A 24573-nucleotide genomic window follows, 5' to 3' on the forward strand; every position below is an offset into this window, starting at 1 on the left:
CACGGCTAGCGTCCGTCGTAACCAAGGTTTTGTCTAGGCAGGCCGGCTCGCTCAAAACAAATTCAAATCCAGTGTTGCGTCCGCGCTGCACTCGCTGGGTCTCTATCCCAAAGTGGAACAAGTTAACGATGTCTTGCGCGCCACACCCTTGATCTCAGTTACAACCGTTGGCTTCAATCCGGGCAATTACAGGGGGGAACTCGTGAAGGGGGAAATGCATGGCTGAGGAAATAGACGTCATCGTCGTCGGCGCAGGACTGTCGGGCCTCGTGGCCGCCACCGAGATTGCCAACGCGGGCAAGCGCGTGATCGTGGTCGACCAGGAGGGCGAGCAGTCGATCGGCGGCCAGGCATTCTGGTCGTTCGGCGGATTGTTCCTGGTCGATTCGCCTGAGCAGCGCCGGCTCGGCATCAAGGATTCCTTCGACCTCGCCATGCAGGACTGGATCGGTGCCGCCGGCTTCGACCGCGACGAGGATTTCTGGCCGCGGCAATGGGCCGAGGCCTATGTGGCGTTCGCGGCCGGCGAGAAGCGCGCCTGGCTGCGGGCCATGGGGCATCGCATCTTTCCCGTGGTCGGCTGGGCCGAGCGCGGCGGCTACGACGCGATGGGCCACGGCAATTCCGTGCCGCGCTTTCACGTCACCTGGGGCACCGGCCCGGGCATCGTCGAGCCGTTCGAGCGCCGCGCGCGCGAGGCCGCAAGCAGCGGCCGGCTGGTCTTCAAGTTCCGCCACCGCGTCGATGCGCTCTCCATCACCAACGGCACGGTGGATGGCGTCAGCGGCGCCATCCTCGCCCCTGACAATGTCGAGCGCGGCAAAAGCTCGTCGCGCAATGTGGTCGGTGAGTTCTCGCTGAAGGCGCAGGCCGTGATCGTGGCGTCCGGCGGCATCGGCGGCAATCACGAGCTGGTCCGGCAGAACTGGCCGAAGCGGCTCGGCGATCCTCCGAAATTCATGATCTCCGGCGTGCCCGAACATGTCGACGGCCGCATGATCGGCATCACCGAGAAATCAGGCGCGCGGCTGATCAATCGCGACCGCATGTGGCATTACGTCGAGGGTATCCAGAACTGGTCACCGATCTGGCCGCGCCACGGCATTCGCATCCTGCCCGGCCCCTCCTCGATGTGGTTCGACGCAACAGGCACGCGGCTGCCGGCGCCGCTCTTCCCCGGCTCCGATACGCTCGGCCAGCTCCAATACATCATGTCGACGGGGTACGATTATTCCTGGTTCATCCTGACCCAGAGCATCATCAAGAAGGAGTTTGCGCTGTCGGGCTCCGAGCAGAACCCCGATCTCACCGGCAAGAGCTGGCGCATGACCTTGCGCCGCGCCACCAACAAGGGCGCGCCGGCGCCGGTGGAAGCGTTCAAAAGCCATGGTGTCGACTTCATCGTACGCGACAAGATCGAGGACCTTGTCGCGGAGATGAACAAGCTTGCCGGCAGCGACCTTCTCAAGCTCGAGCACATCAGGATGCAGATCGAGGCGCGCGACCGCGAGATCGCCAATCCCTACGTCAAGGATGCGCAGGTGATGAACATTCACAATGCGCGCCGCTATATCGGCGACAGGCTGATCCGCACCGCCTCCCCACACCGGATCCTGGATCCCGCGCAGGGACCGCTGATCGCGGTCAAGCTCAACATCCTCACCCGCAAGACGCTGGGCGGCTTCGAGACCGATCTCGACTCGCGCGTGTTCGGCGCGGAGGGGCGCGTCATTCCCGGCCTTTATGCGGTCGGCGAAGCCGCCGGCTTCGGCGGCGGCGGCGTGCACGGCTATCGCTCGCTGGAAGGCACCTTCCTCGGCGGCTGCCTGTTCTCGGGCCGCAATGCGGGCCGTGCCGCGGCCAAAGCGGTAGGCTAGATCATGCGGTGGTGGATGCGCTTCGTGGCGCTGGTCTCTTCATTGGCCGCCGCTTCGGCTGCATCCGCCGAGACGATCGACGTAGGCGGCGTGAAACGCTCCTACACCGCGCAGCTGCCGGCCAAAAAGCCTGCGGCGCTCGTGATCGTGCTGCATGGCAAGACCCAGCGCGGCGCCGACATGATCACGCGGACGACGTGGCCGCAGGTCGCGAAACGAGAGGGCTTGGCCGTGGTGTTTCCCGACGGCCTCAACCACGCCTGGGCCGATGCGCGGACCAAGGCGGGACCCGCCCTGCGCGGCCCACCGGTAGGGACCGATGATGTCGCCTTCATCGCAAAGCTGGTTGAAAAGCTGGTGGCCGACGGCACGGCCGATGCAAAGCGCGTCTATGTCGCCGGCATCTCCAATGGCGGCGCCATGGCGATGACACTGGTTTGCGCCCGCGCCGATCTGTTTGCTGCGGGCGCGAGCGTGATCATGAATCTCACTGATGAGGCCGCCGTCACCTGCCATCCGTCGCGGCCGCTGCCGATGCTGCTCATGAACGGCACGGCCGATCCGCTGGTGCCTTATGAGGGCGGGCGCGGATCGAGCTATTATGCCGCAGACGGATTCTGGTCGACCGACGAGACGCTGGCGTTCTGGCGCAAGCTCAATGGCTGCGAGACGGACGACGCGGCAAGGTCCGATTTGCCTGACAAGAATCCTGCGGACCAGTCCACGGTCGCCCGGATCACCTCGCGCTGTCCGACCGGACACGACGTCGTGCTCTATCGCATCAATCATGGCGGCCATCGCATGCCCGGCTTCGCCCCGGATGCCCGCTTCCCCGGGGTTGCAACCAAGATGCTCGGCCCGCAGAACGGCGACATCGACGGCGCCGAGACGATCTGGTCGTTCTTCAGCCAGTCTCATTGAGCGGGCAGCGCATGCGTGCCGGGCAACGCATGCGTGCCCGGGGTGGCAGAGCGCGGGTCGCTGGGCTAGACAGGGCCGCCATTCCAGTGAGGAGATCTCCAATGAGCATTCAGCGTCTTGAAACCGGCCCGCGCATGAGCCAGGTCGTCGTGCACGGCAACACCGTCTATCTCGCCGGCGTCGTCGCGAACAAAGCCGCCGGCGAAAGCGTGACCAAGCAGACCCAGGACATCCTGGCGACCATCGACGGCCACCTCGCCAAGGCCGGCACCGACAAGTCGAAGCTGCTCTCGGCCACGATCTACATCACCGACATGAAGACCTTCGGCGAGATGAACGCGGTGTGGGACGCCTGGGTCTCGCCCGGCAACACCCCGGCGCGCGCCACCGTCGAAGCCAAGCTGGCGGCGCCGCAATACACCGTCGAGATCATGGTGACGGCCGCGAAGTGATTTGACGAAAACGTCACGCGCGTTGATGACCTCCGAGGTAATCGATCAACGCGCGTGAACCTTCGATAGTTGCGGTCAGCCGGACACCACGGCGCCATCGAAGGAGAGCACCATGACCGACCCCATCACCGTCGCCCGCCGATACATCGAGCTCTGGAACGAGCGCACCGCCGGCCGACGCCGCGAACTGCTCAGCGAAAACTGGACGAATGATGCGAGCTATGTCGATCCCCTCATGAAGGGCGACGGCCGCGACGGCATCGAGGCGTTGATCGCGGGCGTGCAGCAACGTTTTCCCGATTTCAAATTCAGCCTGATCGGCGAGCCCAACGGCTACGGCGACCACATCCGCTTTTCCTGGGGACTTGGTCCCGACGGCGCCGACAGCCCGATCAAGGGCACGGATTTCGCCGTGCTGAAGGACGGCCGGATCAGAAGCGTGACCGGCTTTCTCGATCAGGTGCCGGCCGGGGCGTGAGATCGCCGGAGCGATCTCGCCTGTGGCCATCCTTCGAGACGCCCGCCGTTGGCGGGCCCTCAGGATGAGGATCGAATGCGTTGCGCTAATTTCAACGAGCGCCGATGCTCCTTAGCCTCATCCTGAGGAGACTGCGAAGCGGTCGTCTCGAAGGACGAGGCGCGCGCTCAGGTCGCGCAAAATGCCATTGCGATAACCCTCCTCGTGCAAGCGGCGAGGGCAGCACCCCTCGACGAAGCCATCGCTACGGCTTACCTGTCATGCCGTGCCGCCTCGTATCCTCCAAACATCGGCCGAGCCGGCCGCGCTGCTGCCCGCCCGCTTCCAGGCGTGGTTCGCGGCCCGCGGCTGGTCGCCGCGCCCGCATCAATTGGCGTTGCTGGAAAAGGCGCGCGAGGATGCTAGCGCGCTGCTGATCGCACCGACCGGCGCCGGCAAGACGCTGGCCGGCTTTCTGCCGACGCTGGTGGAGCTTTCGACCGAGGTGGCCGAACGGAAGGCGGGTGCGAAGCAAAGCCTCGTCTCCACCGGCCGCAGCGTGCAGCGCGCTGGCGGCCTGCACACGCTCTATATCTCGCCGCTCAAGGCGCTCGCCGTCGATATCGCGCGCAATCTGGAGCGCCCGATCGCCGAGATGGCGCTGCCGATCAAGGTCGAGACCCGCACCGGCGATACGCCGGTATCGCGGCGCCAGCGGCAGCGACGCTATCCACCTGATGTGCTGCTCACGACGCCCGAGCAGCTTGCGCTGCTGCTCTCCTCCGACGACGCGCCGTTCCTGTTCTCCTCCCTGAAGCGCATCGTGCTCGACGAGCTGCATGCGCTGGTGACGTCCAAGCGCGGCGATCTGCTCTCGCTCGGGCTCGCACGGCTGTGGCGGCTGGCGCCACAGATGCGCGCGATCGGCCTGTCGGCAACGGTGGCCGAGCCGGATCAGCTCGCGCGCTTCCTGGTGCCGCAGCTAGGCGGCCAGGAGCGAGCAGCCGACATCGTCATCGCCGGCGGTGCGGCCCCGCCTGAGGTCGAGATGCTGGATACGCGCGAGCGGCTGCCCTGGGCCGGCCACAGCGCGCGCCATGCGCTCCCTGAAATCTACGAGCTGATCAAGGCGAACAAGACCACGCTGGTCTTCGTCAACACCCGCAGCCAGGCCGAGATGCTGTTCCAGAATCTCTGGAGCATGAACGACGACGGCCTTGCCATCGCCCTGCATCACGGCTCGCTCGACGTCGCCCAGCGCCGCAAGGTCGAGGACGCGATGTCGGCGGGCAGATTGCGCGGCGTGGTCTGCACCTCCTCGCTCGATCTCGGCGTCGACTGGGGCGATGTCGATCTCGTCGTCAATATCGGCGCACCCAAGGGCTCCTCGCGCCTGATGCAGCGCATCGGCCGCGCCAACCACCGCCTCGACGAGGCCTCGCGCGCGGTGTTGGTGCCGGCCAATCGGTTCGAAGTGCTGGAGTGCCGTGTCGCCATCGACGCGATCGCTGAGAACGCGCAGGATACGCCGCCATTGCGCACGGGCGGTCTCGACGTGCTGGCCCAGCACGTGCTGGGCTGTGCCTGTGGCGAGCCGTTCCTCTCCGATGAACTTTATGCCGAGATTCGCACCGCTGCGCCTTACGCCGATCTGTCACGGCAGGATTTCGACGACGTCGTCGATTTCGTCGCGTCCGGCGGCTACGCGCTGAAGACCTACGAGCGCTTCGCCCGCATCAAGCAGGACAAGGAGGGGCGCTGGCGCGTCGCCAATCCCAAGGTGCGGCAGAGCTACCGCATGAATGTCGGCACCATCGTCGAGGACGACATGCTGAAGGTGCGCCTGGTGCGCTCGCGCGGTGGCGCTAGCGGTTCGACCGGCGTGATCGCGCGCGGCGGCCGGCTGCTTGGCGAGATCGAGGAGGCCTTCATCGAGGGCCTCTCGCCCGGCGACACCTTCGTGTTCTCGGGCGAGGTGGTGCGCTACGAGACTCTGGTCGAGGACCAGGTCTATGTCTCGCGCGCGCATGACAAGGACCCGAAGGTGCCGTCCTATATGGGCGGAAAATTCCCGCTCTCGACCTATCTGGCCGAACGCGTGCGCCGGCTGCTCGATGACGGGCGCGCCTGGGGCGGCTTGCCGGAGCAGGTGCGCGACTGGCTGTCGCTGCAAAAAGACGTCAGCCAAGTGCCGGCGGTGCGCGAGCTTCTGGTCGAAAGCTTTCCGCGCGCCAACAAGCATTATCTGGTCTGCTACCCCTTCGAGGGACGCCTTGCGCATCAGACCCTCGGCATGCTGCTGACGCGCCGGCTGGAGCGCGCTCGCGCGCGGCCGCTCGGCTTCGTTGCCAATGAATATGCGGTGGTGATCTGGGGACTTGGCGATCTCTCCTTCATGATCCGCGACGATCGGATCGACCTCAACGCGCTGTTCGACCCCGACATGCTCGGCGACGATCTCGAGGCGTGGCTCGCCGAATCCGCGCTGATGAAGCGCACGTTCCGCAACTGCGCCATCATCTCCGGCCTGATCGCACGTCGCCACACCGGCGAAGAGAAGACCCGCCGCCAGGTGCTGTTCTCGACCGATCTCGTCTATGACGTGCTGCGCAAGCACCAGGCCGATCACGTGCTGCTGCGCGCCGCACGCGCCGATGCCGCCACCGGCCTGCTCGATTTGCGCCGCCTCAGCGACATGCTGATGCGCATCCATGGCCGCATCACGCACCGGGAACTCGACCACGTCTCCCCGCTGGCGGTGCCCGTGATGCTGGAAATCGGCCGCGAGTCAGTTTATGGCGAAGCTGCAGACGAGCTGCTGGCGGAGGCCGCCGATGAGCTCGTCAAAGAGGCGATGGGATAAGAGCAGGTTCGGACGTGACGGTTGGCGCGCAGATTTCGGGAGATGTCGACGACATGCGCGTGTCCACAGTCAGCATCAGCGATGTGACCTTTACTGCCGATCTCTCCGGCGCGCTGTTCTGGGAAGAGCAGCGCCTGCTGGTCGTCTCCGACCTGCATCTGGAAAAAGGCTCGAGCTTCGCCACCCGCGGCGTGCTGCTGCCGCCTTACGATACACTGGCAACGCTGAGCCGTCTCGCTGCTGTCATCTCCCGCCATGATCCGCGTACCGTCATCGCGCTCGGCGACAGCTTTCACGATCGCTCCGCGCATGAGCGGTTGTCGCCGGACGATCGCGACGCCGTCGCCGCGCTCCAGGCCGGCCGCGACTGGATCTGGATCTCCGGCAATCACGATCCGATGCTGCCGCGCGATCTCGGCGGCACGGTCGCCGATGAGGTGGCGATCGGCCCGATCACCTTCCGCCACGAGCCCACCGGCGCGCAGGGCGAGATCGCCGGCCATCTCCATCCCAAGGCGCGCGTGTCCGCGCGCGGCCGTTCGATGGAGCGCCGCTGCTTCGCCTCCGACGGGATGCGCGCGGTGATGCCGGCGTTCGGCGCTTATGCCGGCGGCCTCAGCATCCGCGACGCTGCCTTCGCAAAAATCTTCCCGGCCAATGGTTTTGTCGCCCATCTCCTGGGCGACCGCCGCGTCCACGCCATTGCGGCCTCACGCTGTTCCTGAGATTTCAGGGTGCCCTCGGAACAAATTAAGAACACTTTAGCAAGTCTTTGATATATCATTGTGATTCGGCGCGTTGCCGACACAATATCTAGCGTCTGTCAGACTTTGCGAGGACTAGATGTCCACCATCGCCTTCGATCAATTCGCCCTCACCCGGATCGCCGATTTCGCGCGCTCGCTGTCGCGGCTGCATCAGGCCGCGCGGCGCCAGCGGATCGACGACGACCAGTTCGACCGCGAGTTCAACGCGGTGTGCCAGTCGATCTGGGGCTACACCATCGACGATGTCAGCGATGATCTGTTCTCGATTGAGGATCATCTGTTTCTCGACACGCTGGACGAAGCGCATGCGCGCATCTTCGCGGCCGAGCAGGGCTATGACCTCGTCGGCGATCACGGCATGCTGACGGACTGGTGGGGTTTTTGCTGGATGATCCTGGCCGAGAAGCGCGGCTTGTTGACGCCGGACAACCGCGCCGCCGCGCGCGCGGCGATCGAGGAGAAATATCTGGCGGCGCCGAACGTGATCGGGGTGATCATCGGAAGGTGATCGCCGTGCCCCGGACAAAGCGCAACGCTCCCGGCGATGCGAAGCATCGTCCGGTGCGATGCGCTGCAGAGCAGGGGTCCATGTCTCCAAGAGTAACCGTGTGGCGTGGGTCCCGGCTCTGCGTCGCGTCATTGCATGCCGCGCCGTCGTCCGGGACACGAGATCAATCCAACCCCGCGCGCTTGGCCGGCTTCTGCGTCTTCGGCACCGATACATCCGGCAGCGCTTCGCGCACGATCTCAGGCGAGATCGGCGCATCTGCCGACACCGTCTCCGCCCGCACTGGGGCTACTTTCATCTCGCCGAGTCGCGCGCGGACCTGGGCGGTGAGGCCGGGATAGGAGGCAACCGGGGTGAAGTCGGCAGCCTGGTCGTTGCCGACGCGGATGCCGGTATAGGCGACGAGGCCGTCAGTGGTGGCGATCACGTCGCCGGCCTTCAGCGAGGAGTCCAGCGCAAGATCGACCGGGGCAAGGCCGACCGGCTCGCGGCCGTTGCAGGTGCAGTCGGCGCGCAGCGCCTTGCGGTAGGCGAACGCGTTCTCGCTGTCGGCGTAGCGCTCGCCGGTCTGCGACGCGGCACCATCGATCGAGGAGCCGAAATAGACCTTGGTCGCGCTGGCGGGACAGAACGCCTGGCACATCTGGGCCGGCGAGGCGAGGCCGCGCATCAGCGGAAAATACTTGCCGTCGCAGCTGCGCACGCAGAAGGCCGGGCCCGAACCGCCTGCCGCAGCCGAGCGTGTCGGCGGCACATATTGCGGGGTTGCGGCATTTTGCTGGCCGATGAAGGGATCGGCGTAGGAGCTCGCCTGTTGCGGCACCTCGCGCTGCGGCCGCTGCTGCTGCATGCCGCCGAAGAAGAAGTCGAACAGGCCTTCGGCCGAAACCGGGGCGGGAGCCGCAAGCAGCGGTGCTGCAAGCGTAGCGGCCACAAGCATCGCGCGACGCCGCCGGCGCGCATGGGACAGGACTGTACGCAACGCTCACTCCACCCGACGCTACTGAACCGGCCGAGACCCGAGGGGATCTCAGCACATGATTCACCATAAGGCGGGATGGTAAATGAGCGGTTGCTTCACCTCGCCCCGCAAGCGGGGCGAGGGAGAGGAGAGATCACCCCTTCAAGAATTCCGACGCCTTGTACAGCGCGCGGAACGGCAGGCCGGCTGCACCGAACGTATCGGTGGCGCCTTCCTCGCGATCGACCATGGTCAGCACCAGTACCACCTCGGCACCGGTCTCGCGCACGGATTCCACCGCCTTCATCGCCGAGCCGCCGGTGGTGGTGACGTCCTCGACGATCACGACGCGCTTGCCTGCCAGCGTCTCGCCCTTGGGCAGGCCTTCGATCGCGAGCTTGGCGCCATGCTCCTTCGGCTTCTTGCGCACGAAGAAGGCCGCGATCGGATGGCCCTTGATCCACGAGATCTGCGCCAGTGCGCCGGCGAGCGGCACCGCGCCCATCTCGAGCCCGCCAATGAAATCGAGATTGTCGTCCTTCAGCGCCTCATAGGTCAGCTCGGCGAGCAGGGTCGCTCCCTCGGGGTCGAGCATGGTCGGCTTGAGGTTGAAGTAGAAATCGCTCTTGCGGCCCGACGCGAGCGTCACCTCGCCGCGGCCGAAGGAGCGCCGGCGGATGATTTCGAACAGGCGGGCGCGGGAGGCAGATTTCGACACGGCGGTCCCTCGAACAGCTTTTTAGAGGAGGCGGAATTTATCCGCGACAGCAGCGACATTCCAGAGGGGGCGTCCCTCGTCAACAGGGATCGGCCATCCCCGGCTGCCGGTTGTGGGGCTGCGACCTTCTGGAGTAGTTGAGGGCCCAAGTCGGGCACCACGCCTCCTCGAGAAGGAAATGGGAATGACCATCGAGCTGCACACCTGGAACACACCGAACGGCCGCAAGATCTCGGTCGCGCTGGAGGAGATGGGGCTGCCCTACAAGGTGATCCCGGTGAACATCACCAAGGGCGAGCAGATGGCGCCCGGGTTCCTCAAGCTCTCCCCGAACAACAAGATCCCCGCGATCGTCGACCCCGAGGGCCCGGACGGCAAGCCCGTCAGCATCTTCGAATCGGGCGCGATCCTGCTCTATCTCGGTGAAAAGACCGGCAAATTCCTGCCCAAATCGCTTGTCCAGCGGATTCCGGTCTACGAATGGCTGATGTGGCAGATGGGCGGCTTTGGTCCGATGCCGGGCCAAGTGCACCATTTCATCGCGCTCGAGAACGAGCAGGACCGTGCCTATGGCCTGAAGCGCTACATGGCGGAGACGCGCCGGCTCTATGGCGTGCTCGACCGCCGGCTGGCGGATCACGACTTCGTCGCCGGCGACCTCTCGATTGCCGATTTTGCCATCCTGGGCTGGGCCTGGCGTCACCCTCGCCACAAGGTTGATCTGGCCGACTTCCCCAACGTCAAGCGCTGGTATGAGGCCCTGATGGCCCGTCCGGCCGTGAAGCGGGGGATGGACACGAAGCTGGACTAGCCTGACACCGAGCTCTCGCGCCGCGTGCCCCGGACGCGACGTAACGCAAGAGCGCTGCAGCGCTTCCGGGCCACGGGCGCGCGGCTTGTGGCGTCGGCTACACCTTCTTCGCTTCCACCGCCATCCGCACCGCGAGCCCCGCCAGCACCGTGCCCATCAGCCAGCGCTGCACCAGCATCCAGCTCGGCCGATTTGCCAGGAACAGCGCGATCGATCCCGCCGCCAGCGCGATCATCGCATTCACGCTGACGCTGATCGCGATCTGGATCGCCCCGAGCACCACTGACTGCGCCAGCACGCTGCCGGCGGCGGGATCGATGAACTGCGGCAGCAGCGCCAGATACAGCATCGCGATCTTCGGGTTGAGCAGGTTGGTGACGAAGCCCATCGCGAACAATTTGCGCGGGCTGTCGATGGCGAGCTTCCTGACCTGGAACGGTGATCGTCCGCCCGGCTTCACCGCCTGCCAGGCGAGCCACAGCAGATAACCGGCGCCGGCAAAGCGCAGCGCGTCATAGGCGAAGGGAATGGCGAGCAAAAGCGCCGTGATGCCGAACGCCGCGCACAGCATGTAGAACACGAAGCCGAGCGCCACGCCGCCGAGCGAGACGATGCCGGCCACTGGGCCCTGCGTGATCGAGCGGGAGATCAGATAGATCATGTTCGGTCCCGGCGTGAGCACGAGACCGAGGCAGACCAGGGCGAAGCCGAGCAGGGCGGAGGTGTGGGGCATGGGTGAATCGGTGCGGGGACGGCTGTGGTTCTAATACGCGCGGCGAAGTGGGGCCATCACGCAATTGCTCGGAGGACAATTGAGCTCGCCTCTCACCTCGATGTCGTCCCCGCCTAGTGCGGAATTGCGCCCTAGGCGAGGACGACACCGGGTGTGTGGCGCGCTAATGCGCCTCGTCCCAATTGTTTGCCGCGCGTGCGTCGACATGCAGCGGCACCGAGAGCAGCACGGCCGGGAACGGCGCGTCCTGCATCACGTGCTGCACGACGGGGAGCGTCGCCTCGACCTCGGCGTCCGGCACCTCGAAGATCAATTCGTCGTGGACCTGCAGCAGCATCTGCGCCGACAGCTTCTTTGCGGCGAGCGCGTCCTCGACCCGCGTCATGGCGCGGCGGATGATGTCGGCTGCGGTGCCCTGCAGCCGCGCGTTGATCGCGGCGCGCTCGTTGAAGGCGCGTACCGAGGCGTTCGACGCCTTGATATCAGGGTAGTGGCATTTGCGGCCGAACAGCGTGGTGACGTAGCCGTGGCTGCGGCAGAAATCGCGCGTCTCGTCCATGTAGGCGCGGATGCCGGGGAAGCGTTCGAAATACTTCTTGATGTAGGCCGACGCTTCCTCGCGGGCGATGCCGAGCTGGTTGGCGAGGCCGAAGGCCGAAATACCGTAGATGATGCCGAAATTGATCGCCTTGGCGCGACGGCGGATTTCGCTCGGCATGCCCTTGATCGGCACGCCGAACATTTCCGACGCCGTCATGGCGTGAATGTCGAGGCCGTCGCGGAACGCCTGCTTCAGCACGGGAATGTCGGCGATCTCCGCGAGCAGCCTGAGCTCAATCTGCGAATAGTCCGCCGACACCAGCTTGTGCCCCGGCGTGGCAATGAAGGCGCGGCGGATCTTGCGGCCGTCCTCGGTGCGCACCGGGATGTTCTGCAAATTCGGCTCGTTCGACGACAGCCGACCCGTCGTGGTCGCGGCCAGCGCGTAGGTGGTGTGCACGCGATGGGTCTGCGGATTGACGTAAGTGGGCAGCGCGTCGGTGTAGGTCGATTTCAGTTTCGAGACCTGGCGCCACTCCAAAATCTTCTTGGGGAAGTCGTGGCCTTGCTCGGCGAGCTCGTCGAGCACCTGCGCAGTGGTCGACCACGCGCCGGTTTTCGTTTTGGTGCCCCCTGGCAGTCCCATCTTGCCGAACAGGATGTCGCCGATCTGCTTGGGGCTGCCGACATTGACCGGCTCGCCTGCGATCTCCTGGATCTCGGCTTCGACGCGCGCCGCGGTCTGGGCGAAGTCGCCGGAGAGACGCGACAGCACCTGGCGGTCGATCGAGATGCCGCGTCGCTCCATGCGCGCGAGCACCGACACCAGCGGCCGCTCCAGGGTCTCGTAGACCGCGGTCATGCGCTCGGCGACAAGGCGCGGCTTCAGCACGTGCCAGACACGCAAGGCGACGTCGGCGCCTTCGGCCGATAGTGCGGCGGCCTTGTCGATTGGTACCTGGTCGAAGGTGATCTTGCCCTTGCCGCTGCCGAGCAGCTCATTTTCCTTCAGCATGGCATGACCGAACCAGCGCTCGGACAGCGAGTCCAATTCCTGCGAGCCGCGGCCGGCATCGAGCACGTAGGAGATCAGCAGTGCATCGTCGATGTTGCGCAAAATGATGCCGTGCTGCGCCAGCATCACGGCTGTGAATTTGACGTCGAAGCCGATTTTGAGAATGCCTGGTGATTCCAGCACTGGCCGCAGCGCTTGAACCGCCTCTTCATGCTTGACCTGGTCGGGCGCAAGGCCGGCGTCGAACAGGCCGGCCCCGCCGCCGGACTGCTTGTGCGCCAGCGGCACATAGCAGGCCTCGTTCGGCGCCACCGCCAGCGCGATGCCGCAGAGATCGGCCTGCATCGGATCGATCGAGTTGGCCTTGATCTCGATCGCGACATGCCCGGCGTCATGAATGCGCGCGACGAATGCGTTGAGCTCCTTGAGGGACTTGATCGTCTGATACTTGCTCCGATCGACCGGGAGCTTGCGCATGGCCTCTTCGCGCGCAGCAGCCAGCGAGATCGGCGCGCCTTTCAGGCTGGCGCCCTTATCGCCCTTGTCGCCGCCCGTCGGGCCGGCCGCAGGAGCGGCGAAGAGATCGCCGGAAGCCTCGGACGGTTTTGCTTTCGCCGTGCCGCCGCCGGCCCGGGCGCTGCTGCTGTTGCTGGCATCGGCGTCGACATTGGCGGGATCGATCTGCGAATAGTCGGCGACGCGGCGCGTCAGCGTGGTGAACTCCATCGCCTTCAGGAAGGCGATCAGCTTGCGCGCGTCGGGCTCGTGGACGGCGAGGTCGTCGAGCGGCACGTCCAGCTTGACCTTGTCGTCGAGCAGCACAAGCTTTCGCGAGATCCGCGCCTTCTCCGCGTTCTCGAGCAATGCCTCGCGCCGCTTGGGTTGCTTGATCTCGCCGGCACGGAACAACAATTGGTCGAGGTCGCCATATTCGGTGATCAGCTGCGCCGCGGTCTTGATGCCGATGCCGGGCACGCCGGGCACGTTGTCGGTGGAATCGCCGGCCAGAGCCTGCACCTCGACGACCTTGTTCGGGGGCACGCCGAACTTCTCGATCACCTCGGGGATGCCGATGCGGCGGTCCTTCATGGTGTCGTACATGGTGACGCAATCGGTCACGAGCTGCATCAGGTCCTTGTCGGAGGACACGATCGTCGCGCTCGCGCCGCGCTCGCAGGCCTCGCGCACATAGGTTGCGATGAGGTCGTCGGCCTCGAAGCCGCCTTGTTCCAGGCAGGGCAGATCGAAGGCGCGCACCGCTTCGCGGATCAGCGCGAATTGCGGGATCAGATCGTCAGGGGCCGGCGGCCGGTGCGCCTTGTATTCGGGATAGATCGCGTTGCGGAAGGTGACCTCCGACTTGTCGAACACGATGGCAAGGTGCGTCGGCCGGTTGTCCTCGGGCATGTCGCGCAGCAGCTTCCACAGCATGTTGCAGAAGCCGAGCACGGCGTTGACCTGCAGCCCGTCGGACTTGCGGTTCAGCGGCGGCAGCGCGTGGTAGGCGCGGAAGATATAGGAGGAACCGTCGACCAGGAACACGTGGTCGCCCTTGCCGGCTGCTTTCGCCGCGATTGGTTTGGCCGCAACCGGTTTGGCAGCAGCTGTCGCGGCGGGCTTGGGATCGGCGGCCTTGGGCGCTGCCTTGGTGTCAGCTTTGGCGGTGGTCTTCGGGGATGTTTTGGGCATGGCCGCAATGTATGAATTTTTGCGGACTTTGACAGCCTTGAGAGGGGGATTTTTGGGCGGATTCCCACACCTCTCGTCATCCCCGCGCCCCGTGCGCAATTGCGCACTAGGCGGGGACGCACCGAGAACGGTGCTACTCCGCCGCCTGCAACACCGGCCCCGCCTTCCTCGGCGCGATCCAGAACGCATCCGGTCGCTCGAACAGGAAGTGCGCATTGAGACGCAAGGCGGCCCGCCAGATCGCGAGCGCACCGATCACCCCGGCGACGGTGACGATCAGCGACACCGTGCCGATATCGAGAATGATTCCGGTGCGCAGCAGCAGCGTCCGTGTCGCCGCCATCGGCAGGAAGAAGGCGAGATAGATCACGATCGAATGCTCGCCGCAGAAGCGGAGGAAATTCAGCCACTGCGCGCGTGCGAGCAGCGTGCCCATCGTGATGATGGCACAGGCGCCTGCGAAGCCGAGCGCAAGCGAGACGATGCCCCATTCGCTGGCGCCCCACGCGACGAGGCCGGCATTGACCAGCGCCCAGGTCGCGAGCGCTGCGAGCGCAAGCGCCGGGTGCTTCCGCGCGCGGTCCGACAGCGCGAACACGTAAGGCGCGAACAGATATCCCGAATAGAAGTAGACGAAGCGCGCGCAGAACTCGTCGATGACGGTCCACCCCGTCGTGATGCGTGCCGTCTCCAGCGCGGCGGCAACGAGCCAGATCGCGAGTGGCGGGATCCTGCGTGTCAGTTTTGTGACCACGAAGAAGATCGGCAGCAGATAGATGAACCACAGCGTGCCGAACGGCTCGATGAAGGATTCCAGATACAAGAGGCCAACGTGGTGCCAGCTCGTCTCGGCCGCGAAAGCGGGCGCCTTGAAGCCGAACTGGATTGTCACCCAGACGACATAGAAATAGGCGAAATGCACCACCTTGCGGTCGAGATAGGTGCGCCAGTCTCGGTCGATCACCAGCGCCAGGAACAGGCCCGAGATCAGGAAGAAATCCGGCATCCGGAACGGCTTTGCGAAAGCGACAGCGACATGCATGAAACCGGTCTCGCCGGCGGCGAGCTCGACCCCCAGCACCGAATGCATCATCACGACCATGATGATGCAGATGCCCTTGGCGTAGTCGACCCAGTCGACACGCGCGGCAGAAGCGGCCTTGGTGCCTCCGCTCCCTGCGATTGTGCCTGATGGTGCCATGGTGTCCCTTTTCGAGGCGCCTTCCGCCCGTTCTGTTCGGGTGTGGGTCAGTGTGGGGCCCCAGCGGTTTCCGACTTCTTTACCGGTTCAATCCCCATGCCGCTTTTTTGTCTGCGGACTGTTCCTTCCCATCGGGAAAATGCTAAACCGCCCCACGTCGGGGTTTCATTTCGTTAACCAATCTAGACAGGGATTTTCATGCGCATCGCGATGATCGGCACGGGCTATGTGGGATTGGTGTCCGGGGCCTGCTTTGCTGATTTCGGTCACGACGTCACCTGCGTCGACAAGGACGAGAAGAAGATCGCGGCGCTCCATCGCGGCGAGATCCCGATCTATGAGCCGGGGCTCGACGAGCTGGTTGCCGCCAACGTCAAGGCCAAGCGGCTCGACTTCACCACCGACCTGTCGAAGCCGGTTGCGGATGCCGATGCCGTCTTCATCGCGGTCGGCACCCCGTCGCGTCGCGGCGATGGCCACGCCGATCTCTCCTACGTCTATGCCGCCGCGAAAGAGATCGCGCAGTCGCTTCAAGGCTTCACCGTCGTGGTGACGAAGTCGACCGTGCCGGTGGGCACCGGCGACGAGGTCGAGCGCATCATCCGCGAGACCAATCCCAGCGCCGACGTCGTGGTCGCCTCGAACCCCGAGTTCCTGCGCGAGGGCGCCGCGATCCGCGACTTCAAGTTTCCCGATCGCGTCGTGGTCGGCACCTCCGACGAGCGCGGCCGCAAGGTGATGGGCGACATCTACCGGCCGCTGTCGCTGAACCAGGCGCCGCTGATGTTCACGGAACGGCGCACCGCCGAGATGATCAAATACGCCGCCAACGCGTTCCTTGCGACCAAGATCACCTTCATCAACGAGATCGCCGATCTCTCCGAAAAGGCGGGCGCCAACGTCCAGGAGGTCGCGCGCGGCATCGGCCTCGACAACCGCATCGGCACCAAGTTCCTGCATGCCGGTCCCGGCTTCGGCGGCTCGTGCTTCCCGAAGGACACTAAGGCGCTAATCAAGATCGCGCAGGACTACGACGTCTCCTTGCGCATCGTCGAATCCGTGTTGGCCGTGAACGAAAATCGCAAGCGCGCGATGGCGCGGAAGGTGAGTCAGGCGCTCGGCGGCTCGCTGCGCGGCAAGACCATTGCGGTGCTCGGCCTCACCTTCAAGCCCGACACCGACGACATGCGCGATGCGCCGTCGATCCCGCTGGTGACGGGCCTGATCGACATGGGCGCGACCGTGAAGGCGTTCGATCCTGTCGGCATGGAGCAGGCCAAGGGCGAGCTGCCCAGCATCACCTATTGCGAGGACGCGTATTCCTGCGCGCAAGGCGCCGATGCGCTCGTCATCGTCACCGAATGGGTCCAGTTCCGCGCGCTCGATCTCGACCGGCTGAAGAGCGTCATGGCGCAGCCCGTTGTCGTCGACTTGCGCAACATCTACCGCCCCGAAGACATGGAAGCCGCCGGCTTCACCTATGAGAGCGTCGGCCGCCCGCCGGTGCAGGGCTGACGGCGGACAATTCTCCGTTAAATTCGTCATGGCCGGGCTTGTCCCGGCCATCCACGTCTGTTCAAGAACGTGGATGCCCGGGACGAGCCCGGGCATGACGAGTGGATAGGCCTTGCCCCGCAGTTTCGACACACCGCTCCCGATCGATGCCGTGCTCGACGATTTGTCGCGCACGCTGGAGGCCAACAACGCGGCCGTGCTGGTGGCACCGCCGGGCGCCGGCAAGACCACGCGCGTGCCGCTGGCGCTGCTGGATGCGCCCTGGGCTAGGGATAGGAAGATCATCGTGCTGGAGCCGCGCCGCATCGCCGCGCGCGCCAGCGCTGACCGCATGGCCAAATCGCTGGGCGAGCGGGCCGGTGAGACCGTCGGTTATCGCGTCCGCTTCGGCTCGAAGATCTCGCGGGCGACTCGCATCGAGGTGGTGACCGAGGGCATCTTCACCCGCCAGATCCTCGACGATCCCGAATTATCAGGCGTTGCCGCCATCCTGTTCGACGAATTCCACGAGCGCTCGCTCGATGCCGACATGGGTCTCGCACTGGCACGCGATGCGCAAACCGGCCTGCGCGAGGATCTGCGCATCCTCGTGATGTCGGCAACGCTCGATGGTGCGCGCGTGGCAAACCTGCTGGGCGAGGCCCCCGTCGTCGAAAGCGAGGGCCGCGCCTTCCCGGTCGAGACGCGCTATCTCGGCCGCAAGGCCGACGCACCGATTGAGCGGCAGATGGCGGATGCGATCGCATCGGCGCTGCGCGCCGACAGCGGCTCGGTGCTGGCCTTCCTGCCGGGCGCCGCCGAAATCCGCCGCACCCAGAATTTTCTCGGCGAGCGCGTGCAGGACGCCTCCATCGAGGTCGTGCCGCTGTTCGGCGCGCTCGATGCCGCCGTGCAGGACCGCGCCATCGCGCCGGCGCCGAAGGGCACGCGCAAGGTTGTGCTGGCGACATCGATCGCGGAGACCTCGCTGACGATCGAAGGCGTCCGCATCGTGGTCGATTCCGGTCTTGCCCGCGTGCCGCGCTACGAACCCGATATCGGGCTGACGCGGCTCGAGACCGTGCGTGCTTCGCGCGCGGCGGTGGACCAGCGCCGCGGTCGCGCCGGCCGTACCGAGCCGGGCGTCTGCTACAGGCTCTGGGACGAGCCGCAGACGGCTTCGCTCGCGCCCTACACCCAGCCGGAAATCCTCAGCGCCGATCTGTCCTCGCTGGTGCTCGATCTCGCGCAATGGGGCGTCGCCGACCCCACAGCGCTGTCGTTCCTCGACCCGCCACCGGGGCCCGCCTGGAAGGAAGCCAAAAGCCTTCTCGCCGAGCTCAACGCGCTCGATGGTGACGGCCGCATCACCGCCGAAGGCAAGAGCCTGCGTGCCCTGGCGCTGCCGCCGCGGCTGGCGCGCATGATCGTGGATTCGCATCGCGCCGGCGAGGGCGAAGCCGCCGCGGAAATCGCGGCGATCATCACCGAGCGCGGGCTGGGCGGTGACAGCGTCGATCTCGAGCATCGCCGCGACCAGTTCCGCCGCGACCGCTCGCCGCGCGCGTCGAGCGCGCGCGATCTGGCGCGGCGCTGGGCATCGCAGGTCGCGGCTTCGGAGAAGGCCGGGCCGCAGGAGGATCTGTCGACCGGCCTGATGCTCGCTTATGCTTTTCCGGACCGTGTCGCGCGCAACCGCGGCAATGGCAGTTTCGTGCTGGCCAATGGCCGCGGCGCCGCCGTCGAGCAAACCTCCTCGCTCGCCCGCGCACCCTACATCGCGATCGGCCAGATGACGGGCACGGCGGCGAGCGGACGCATCCTGCTCGCTGCGCAAATAACCGAAGGCGAGATCGAGAACCATTTCGCCGAGCATATCGAGAACGCGGACGAAATCACCTTCGACCGCGGCGCGATGGCGCTGCGCGCGCGGCGCAAGCGCGTGCTGCACGCGATCACGCTGTCTGAAGCGACACTGGCTGTGTCGCCCTCAGAGGATACCGCGCGCATTTTCGCCGACGGATTGATCGCCGCCGGTCTCGATCGGCTGCCCTGGTCGAAGGCCGCCAAGCAATGGCGCGACCGCGTGATGTTCCTGCGCAAGGCCGAGGGCGACAGCTGGCCTGACCTTACGGATGATGGATTGATTGCGCGGCGCGACGACTGGCTGGTGCCGGCGCTCTACGACAAGATCGCGCTGAAGGATATCTCGCCGGGCGATCTCTCCGACGCGCTGATGGCGCTGCTGCCGTGGGAGATGCGCGCGCGGCTCGACCGCGAGGCGCCGACGCATTTCGAGGCGCCGACCGGGAGTGTGCTCGCGATCGACTATGACGCCGAGCAGGGGCCGACCATCGCGGTGCGGCTGCAGGAATTGTTCGGTCTCAACACCCATCCCTCGATTGCAGCCGGCAAGGTGCCGCTGGTGCTGGAGCTGTTGTCGCCGGCACAGCGCCCGGTGCAGGTGACGCGTGATCTCCCGGGCTTCTGGCGTGGCAGCTACGCCGCCGTGCGCTCCGACCTGCGCGGCCGCTACCCGCGCCATCCCTGGCCGGACGATCCCGCCAATGCGCTGCCGACCCGGCGGGCGAAGCCGCGCGGGACGTGAGAACACGGCCTCATTAACCCTCCGCTCATCCTTTTCGTCAAAATAGCAGCGCTCCGGCCGCAGCTTCGCTCGCGGTCGGGCCTGTCGCGTGGTGAAATCGGGCTTTCGGCTCGGACGTGGTGTAATGCGTAACATTATGATCTTCGCGGCCGTCATGATCGGCCTCGGCACCTTCATGGCCCAGGTGGCGGACAAGATGAGCTCGGCGTCCGCCACGTCAGTGCCGCGCACGACGGTCGCCGTCGCGGCTGCGGCACCGGCCGGGGGCCGCAGCCTTGCCATTTCCCGCGACGGCCGTGGTCATTTCCAGACCGAGGGCAGAATCGAGGGCCAGCGTATCGGCTTCATGGTCGACACCGGCGCCTCCGTGGTTGCGCTGAATGAGACCTCGGCCGCCCGCTTTGGCCTCCGTCCCTCGCGCAACGAGTACAACGCCACCGTCTCCACCGCCAACGGCACCATCAAGGCCGCGCGCACCCGCATCGCCATGCTCGATGTCGGCGGCCTCATCGTGCGCGACGTCGATGCCATGGTGCTGCCCGACGCGGCGCTGTCGGAGAACCTGCTCGGCCTCTCCTTCCTCTCCCGCCTCAAGCGCTTCGAGTACGCCAACGGCCAGATGGTGCTGGAGCAGTAGGCGGGCCCTGCCGCGATCAGGCACCGTCCATTTCAAAGACATCTCTTTGCCTCGACCGCCCTCGCGGTAACGTTTCTTCGTTACCAAACTGCCGCAATTATCGGCCATAAGCCTGCATTCCCGCCTTCCGCTGCAGCCTGGCATTCGCTAAGGCTGCCTCATTTCCTGCCCCCTATTCACGAGACCGTCTCAATGTTCCCGAAGCCGAAATCCGTATTGTTGCCCAACACCTACGCCTTCGAATCCGAGCCGATGGTGAAACCGACCGGCTTTCGCGAATACGACGCGCGCTGGTTGTTCCAGAAGGAAATCAACCTGATGGGTGTGCAGGCGCTCGGCATGGGGCTGGGTGCGCTGATGGCCGAGCTCGGCGTCCGCCAAGAGATCGTCACCGGCCATGATTTCCGCGGCTATTCGGCCTCGATCAAATATGCGCTGATCTCCGGCCTGATGGCGGCGGGGTGCAAGGTGCACGACATCGGGCTCGCGGTGACGCCGATGGCCTACTTCGCGCAGTTCGATCTCGACGTGCCCTGCGTCGCCATGGTCACGGCCTCGCACAACGACAATGGCTGGACCGGCGTCAAGATGGGCGCCAACCGTCCGCTGACCTTCGGCCCCGACGAGATGACGCGGCTCAAGGAGATCGTGCTGGGCGCCGATTTCAAGAACAAGGCGGGCGGCTCCTACCAATTTCACGAGAACTATCCGGCGCGCTACATCGCCGACCTCACCTCTCGTCCGAAGCTGACGCGCAAGCTCAAGGTCGTCGCCGCCTGCGGCAACGGCACCGCCGGCGCGTTTGCGCCGCAAGTGCTGGAGGCGATCGGCTGCGAAGTGATCCCGCTCGACACCGAGCTCGATCACACCTTCCCGAAATACAATCCGAATCCGGAAGACATGGAGATGCTGCACGCGATCCGCGATGCGGTGCTGCATCACAAGGCCGATGTCGGCCTCGGCTTCGACGGCGACGGCGACCGCTGCGGCGTCGTCGACAATACCGGTGAGGAGATCTTTGCCGACAAGGTCGGCGTGATGCTGGCGCGCGACATGTCGGCGATCCACAAGGACGCGCAGTTCATCGTCGACGTGAAGTCGACCGGCCTGTTCGTCACCGATCCCGTGCTGCAGAAGCAGGGCGCGAAGGTTGCCTATTGGAAGACCGGCCATTCCTACATGAAGCGCCGTACCAACGAGACCGGCGCGCTGGCAGGCTTCGAGAAGTCGGGCCACTTCTTCTTCAACAAGCCCTATGGCCGCGGTTATGACGATGGTCTCGTCTCGGCGATCGCGATCTGCGACATGCTGGACCGCGCGCCGGGCAAGTCGATGGCGGACCTGAAGAACGCGCTGCCGAAGACCTGGTCGTCGCCGACCATGTCGCCGCATTGCGCTGACGAGACCAAATACGGCGTCATCGACCAGGTAGTGAAGCACTTCGAGGGCCTGCAGGCCAAGGGCACGAAGATCGGCGGACAATCGATCCGCGACCTCGTCACCGTCAACGGCGTGCGCGTCACGGTCGAGGACGGCAGCTGGGGCCTGGTGCGCGCCTCCTCCAACAAGCCCGAGCTCGTCGTCGTGGTCGAGAGCCCGGTCTCCGAGCAGCGCATGCACGACATGTTCGAGATGGTGAACAGCGTGCTGCGCACGCATCCGGAAGTCGGCGAGTACAATCAGAAGATTTGAGGAAGTCGGCGCTCACCATGAGCACCGCTGTCATTCCCCGCGAAAGCGGGGAATCCAGTACGCCGCGGCTTCTCCGTATCCAATCACCGTCTCTGGAATACTGGATCGCCCGGTCAAAGCCGGGCGATGACAGCGTCTGGGTGGCGACCTACGCCGCTACCACCGCCGGGATCGGCAGCGTCGTGACCGACTTGATCTTCTCCATCGCGAAGCGCGAGGTGACGTTCTTCAGCGGCACGGCGCTGATCAGCTTCTTGTAGAACACGTCATAGGCCTGCATGTCCGCGACCACGACGCGCAGCATGTAGTCGACGTCGCCGGCCATACGGTAGAACTCCATCACCTCGGGCATGGCGCTGACGGCTTCGGCGAACTTCTTCAGCCAGGCGTCGGAATGGTCGGAGCTCTCGACCGACACGAACACGGAGATGCCAAGGCCGATCTTGTTCTGGTCGACGAGGGCGACGCGCTTGAGGATGACGCCGTCGGCCTCCAGCCGCTGGATGCGCTTCCAGCAGGGGGTCGAGGACAGGCCGACGCGGTCGCCGATCTCGGCGACGGACAGCGAGGCATCCTCCTGGAGCACCATCAGGATCTTGCGGTCGATGGCATCGAGGCGGCGGCTGGTCTCGGGAGTTGGGACAGCGAGGTCGGTCATTTGAAGAACTTTGTTCCATTTCAGGGGCTGATTTCCCTGATATAGAGAAAATCCTTCCACAGCAAGCCCGTAATCTCGGCGCGCCAGTGGAATCGCTCTACAGGGCGCCTCGCAAAAGCCGTTCAACTTCAAAGCGTTGCGGGGCCGCGAGGCCACCGCCATGGCGGGTGCATTTCAGCGCCGCGGCGGCCGCGGCGAATCGCAGCGCCTCCCGCACCCCTTCGCCCTCGGCGAGGCAATGCGTGAACGCTCCATGGAAGACGTCGCCGGCGCCGAGCGTGTCGACCGCCTGGATCGGGAAGGCCGCGGTCTCCTCCAGCTCGCCCGCCTCGTTCAGCCAGATCGTGCCGTGCGGACCGCGGGTCGCGGCGAGGAAGGCGGGCGTCAGCCTGGCGAGACGCCTCAAGGCTTCGCCGTCCTCAGTGATGCCGGCCGTCTCCTGCACCTGCTCGCTGGCGAACAGCAGGTGCGAGGCCGTTTTGAGCAGGCCGTCCTGCAACGACATTGCGCGGTCGACGCCGACGATGACGGGAATACCGCGCCGGCGTGCCTCGGTGCAGAGGGGGATCGCGAACGCGGCGCAGCGGCTCTCGACGAGGACAGAATGACATTCGTCGAGCAGCTCGTCGGCATCGGGCAGCTTCACGGTCCACAGCGCGGGATCGCGATAAATCGTCAGCGTCCGCTCACCGGTCGCGTCGATGGTGATCGCCGAGACCGGTGTGCTCACGTCAGGCATGCGCACGATATTGCTGGTCTCGATGCCTTCGGCGGTCATGCGTTCGAGGATGAAGCCGCTCGACGTCTCGCGAGCATCGCCCATCGGTCCGGCGAAGGTGACGCGGCCGCCAAGCCGCGCGATCGCGATGGCGGCGTTGAGCGCATTGCCGCCGCAAATCTCGGCGAGATGCGTGGCGTTGGCCTTGCTGCCGCGCTGTGGCACGGCCTCGACCCGAAAAGTCAGGTCGCGCACGGGAATGCCGATGCAGAGGATGCGCGGCGCGGCCTTCGGTAGCGCCATCGGCGGTCAGCTCTTGTCGTGCACCCAGCGGCCGAGCAAATGATGGGCGATGGCGAAGGGATGCGGGCCGGCGAGCCCGTCCGGATGCGTCCGTGTCAGCATCAAGGCGGCCTCCTCGCGCGTGAACCAGCGCGCGTCTTCCAGCTCCATGCGATCGACGACGATGTCCTCGCTCACGGCCCGCGCGCTGCAGCCGATCATCAGCGACGACGGATAGGGCCAGGGCTGCGTCATGTAATATTGCACGTCGGTGCAGCGAATGCCGGATTCTTCCAGGATCTCGCGGCGCACCGCGTCCTCGATGGTCTCGGCGGCCTCGACGAAGCCGGCGAGGCAGGAATACATCCCTGCTGGAAACTGCTTCTGGCGGCCGAGCAGGCATTTGTCGCCGGAGGCGACGTGCATGATCACGACGGGGTCAGTCCGCGGAAAATGCTCGGCCTTGCAAGCCGGGCACTCGCGCTTCCAGCCGCCTTCCTTCATCGCGCTGCGCGTGCCGCAATTGGCGCAATAGCCGTGGCGCTGGTGCCAGCTCACCATCGACTTCGCCATCGCGATCGCCGAGAGCTCCTCAGGGGGAATCGCGCCCTGCATCGCCATGCCGCGCAGCTCGGTCAGGGTGTAGTCCTCGCGTCCCACCAGCTTCTCGGCGGCGGCCTGCGACAGGCCCATGCCGAACATCGCGGCGCTGTCGCGCAGGCCGAGGAAGATCGTGCCGGAATTGGCGCCGCACTTCAGCGCCTCGTCGATCGAGAGCAGCGCGCGGATCTTGTCGCCCTCGCGCTTGACCAGCAGCGAGTCGCGGTAGACGACATAGGCGCGCGAATTCGGCTTCTGCTCCATCGCGAACAGCTTCTCGTCGTCGCGACGCAGATGCGCGGCGCGGTCGAGGATGTTGGTGACGAAGGCCGGCCGTCCCAGCGGAAATGCGTCGAATGCTGACATTATCG

20 protein-coding genes are annotated in these 24573 nt (G+C 65.6%); 12 read left to right on the forward strand and 8 right to left on the reverse strand.

The window, feature by feature from the left end; translation table 11 throughout:
* The first annotated feature begins 218 nt into the window (after window positions 1-218).
* From IVA79_RS33625 to IVA79_RS33655, 7 genes are all read left to right on the forward strand, one after another.
* Window positions 219-1877, forward strand: coding sequence for an FAD-binding dehydrogenase (locus tag IVA79_RS33625; protein ID WP_247561388.1), 1659 nt, complete (start codon window positions 219-221; stop codon window positions 1875-1877).
* A 3-nt stretch (window positions 1878-1880) separates the two neighbouring features.
* Window positions 1881-2798: a PHB depolymerase family esterase gene (locus tag IVA79_RS33630; RefSeq protein WP_247561389.1), complete on the forward strand. Its 918-nt coding sequence runs from the start codon at window positions 1881-1883 to the stop codon at window positions 2796-2798.
* Between the two features lie 101 nt (window positions 2799-2899).
* The gene (locus IVA79_RS33635) at window positions 2900-3250 is read left to right on the forward strand and encodes a RidA family protein (protein WP_247561390.1); all 351 of its coding nucleotides are present in this window, start codon (window positions 2900-2902) and stop codon (window positions 3248-3250) included.
* Window positions 3251-3362: 112 nt separating this feature from the next.
* Window positions 3363-3728: a nuclear transport factor 2 family protein gene (locus tag IVA79_RS33640; RefSeq protein ID WP_247561391.1), complete on the forward strand. Its 366-nt coding sequence runs from the start codon at window positions 3363-3365 to the stop codon at window positions 3726-3728.
* Between the two features lie 265 nt (window positions 3729-3993).
* Window positions 3994-6570 (forward strand): ligase-associated DNA damage response DEXH box helicase, encoded by a 2577-nt coding sequence (locus IVA79_RS33645; RefSeq protein WP_247561392.1) that lies wholly within the window; start codon window positions 3994-3996, stop codon window positions 6568-6570.
* Window positions 6571-6623: 53 nt separating this feature from the next.
* Window positions 6624-7295, forward strand: coding sequence for a ligase-associated DNA damage response endonuclease PdeM (pdeM, locus tag IVA79_RS33650; RefSeq protein ID WP_247561393.1), 672 nt, complete (start codon window positions 6624-6626; stop codon window positions 7293-7295).
* Between the two features lie 118 nt (window positions 7296-7413).
* Window positions 7414-7845, forward strand: coding sequence for a hypothetical protein (locus tag IVA79_RS33655; RefSeq protein ID WP_247561394.1), 432 nt, complete (start codon window positions 7414-7416; stop codon window positions 7843-7845).
* A gap of 163 nt (window positions 7846-8008) precedes the next feature.
* On the opposite strand, the gene IVA79_RS33660 is transcribed toward IVA79_RS33655, so the two are convergent.
* On the reverse strand, window positions 8009-8785 hold the full coding sequence (locus tag IVA79_RS33660) for a DUF2865 domain-containing protein (protein ID WP_247561395.1): 777 nt from the start codon (window positions 8783-8785) through the stop codon (window positions 8009-8011).
* 175 nt (window positions 8786-8960) lie between these two features.
* Complete coding sequence (gene pyrE, locus IVA79_RS33665) at window positions 8961-9524, reverse strand: orotate phosphoribosyltransferase (protein WP_247561396.1); 564 nt, start codon at window positions 9522-9524, stop codon at window positions 8961-8963.
* A 184-nt stretch (window positions 9525-9708) separates the two neighbouring features.
* Between pyrE and IVA79_RS33670 the strand changes: the two genes are divergently transcribed.
* Window positions 9709-10335: a glutathione S-transferase family protein gene (locus IVA79_RS33670; protein ID WP_247561397.1), complete on the forward strand. Its 627-nt coding sequence runs from the start codon at window positions 9709-9711 to the stop codon at window positions 10333-10335.
* A gap of 97 nt (window positions 10336-10432) precedes the next feature.
* Here IVA79_RS33670 and IVA79_RS33675 read toward each other — a convergent pair whose 3' ends face one another.
* From IVA79_RS33675 to IVA79_RS33685, 3 genes are all read right to left on the reverse strand, one after another.
* On the reverse strand, window positions 10433-11068 hold the full coding sequence (locus IVA79_RS33675; protein WP_247561398.1) for a LysE family translocator: 636 nt from the start codon (window positions 11066-11068) through the stop codon (window positions 10433-10435).
* A 163-nt stretch (window positions 11069-11231) separates the two neighbouring features.
* Complete coding sequence (gene polA / locus IVA79_RS33680; protein ID WP_247561399.1) at window positions 11232-14312, reverse strand: DNA polymerase I; 3081 nt, start codon at window positions 14310-14312, stop codon at window positions 11232-11234.
* A 133-nt stretch (window positions 14313-14445) separates the two neighbouring features.
* On the reverse strand, window positions 14446-15513 hold the full coding sequence (locus IVA79_RS33685) for an acyltransferase family protein (RefSeq protein WP_247561400.1): 1068 nt from the start codon (window positions 15511-15513) through the stop codon (window positions 14446-14448).
* Between the two features lie 198 nt (window positions 15514-15711).
* Between IVA79_RS33685 and IVA79_RS33690 the strand changes: the two genes are divergently transcribed.
* The 4 genes from IVA79_RS33690 to IVA79_RS33705 all read left to right on the forward strand — a co-directional run bounded on the left by IVA79_RS33690 (window position 15712) and on the right by IVA79_RS33705 (window position 21944).
* On the forward strand, window positions 15712-17028 hold the full coding sequence (locus tag IVA79_RS33690) for a UDP-glucose/GDP-mannose dehydrogenase family protein (protein ID WP_247561401.1): 1317 nt from the start codon (window positions 15712-15714) through the stop codon (window positions 17026-17028).
* A gap of 112 nt (window positions 17029-17140) precedes the next feature.
* Complete coding sequence (gene hrpB / locus IVA79_RS33695) at window positions 17141-19615, forward strand: ATP-dependent helicase HrpB (protein WP_247561402.1); 2475 nt, start codon at window positions 17141-17143, stop codon at window positions 19613-19615.
* A gap of 124 nt (window positions 19616-19739) precedes the next feature.
* Entirely contained in the window at window positions 19740-20252 is a 513-nt protein-coding gene (locus tag IVA79_RS33700) for a TIGR02281 family clan AA aspartic protease (protein ID WP_247561403.1), read from the forward strand.
* Between the two features lie 192 nt (window positions 20253-20444).
* Entirely contained in the window at window positions 20445-21944 is a 1500-nt protein-coding gene (locus IVA79_RS33705) for a phosphomannomutase/phosphoglucomutase (protein WP_247561404.1), read from the forward strand.
* Window positions 21945-22092: 148 nt separating this feature from the next.
* Here IVA79_RS33705 and IVA79_RS33710 read toward each other — a convergent pair whose 3' ends face one another.
* The 3 genes from IVA79_RS33710 to nudC form a co-directional block, all read right to left on the reverse strand.
* A complete protein-coding gene (locus IVA79_RS33710; protein WP_247561405.1) occupies window positions 22093-22602 on the reverse strand; it encodes an Lrp/AsnC family transcriptional regulator in 510 nt (169 codons plus the stop codon).
* A gap of 97 nt (window positions 22603-22699) precedes the next feature.
* Window positions 22700-23623, reverse strand: coding sequence for a sugar kinase (locus IVA79_RS33715; protein WP_247561406.1), 924 nt, complete (start codon window positions 23621-23623; stop codon window positions 22700-22702).
* 6 nt (window positions 23624-23629) lie between these two features.
* The gene (gene nudC, locus IVA79_RS33720; protein ID WP_247561407.1) at window positions 23630-24568 is read right to left on the reverse strand and encodes an NAD(+) diphosphatase; all 939 of its coding nucleotides are present in this window, start codon (window positions 24566-24568) and stop codon (window positions 23630-23632) included.
* Window positions 24569-24573: the final 5 nt, after the last annotated feature.

It is taken from the genome of Bradyrhizobium sp. 138 (genome assembly GCF_023074075.1).
Classification (GTDB): Bacteria; Pseudomonadota; Alphaproteobacteria; order Rhizobiales; family Xanthobacteraceae; genus Bradyrhizobium.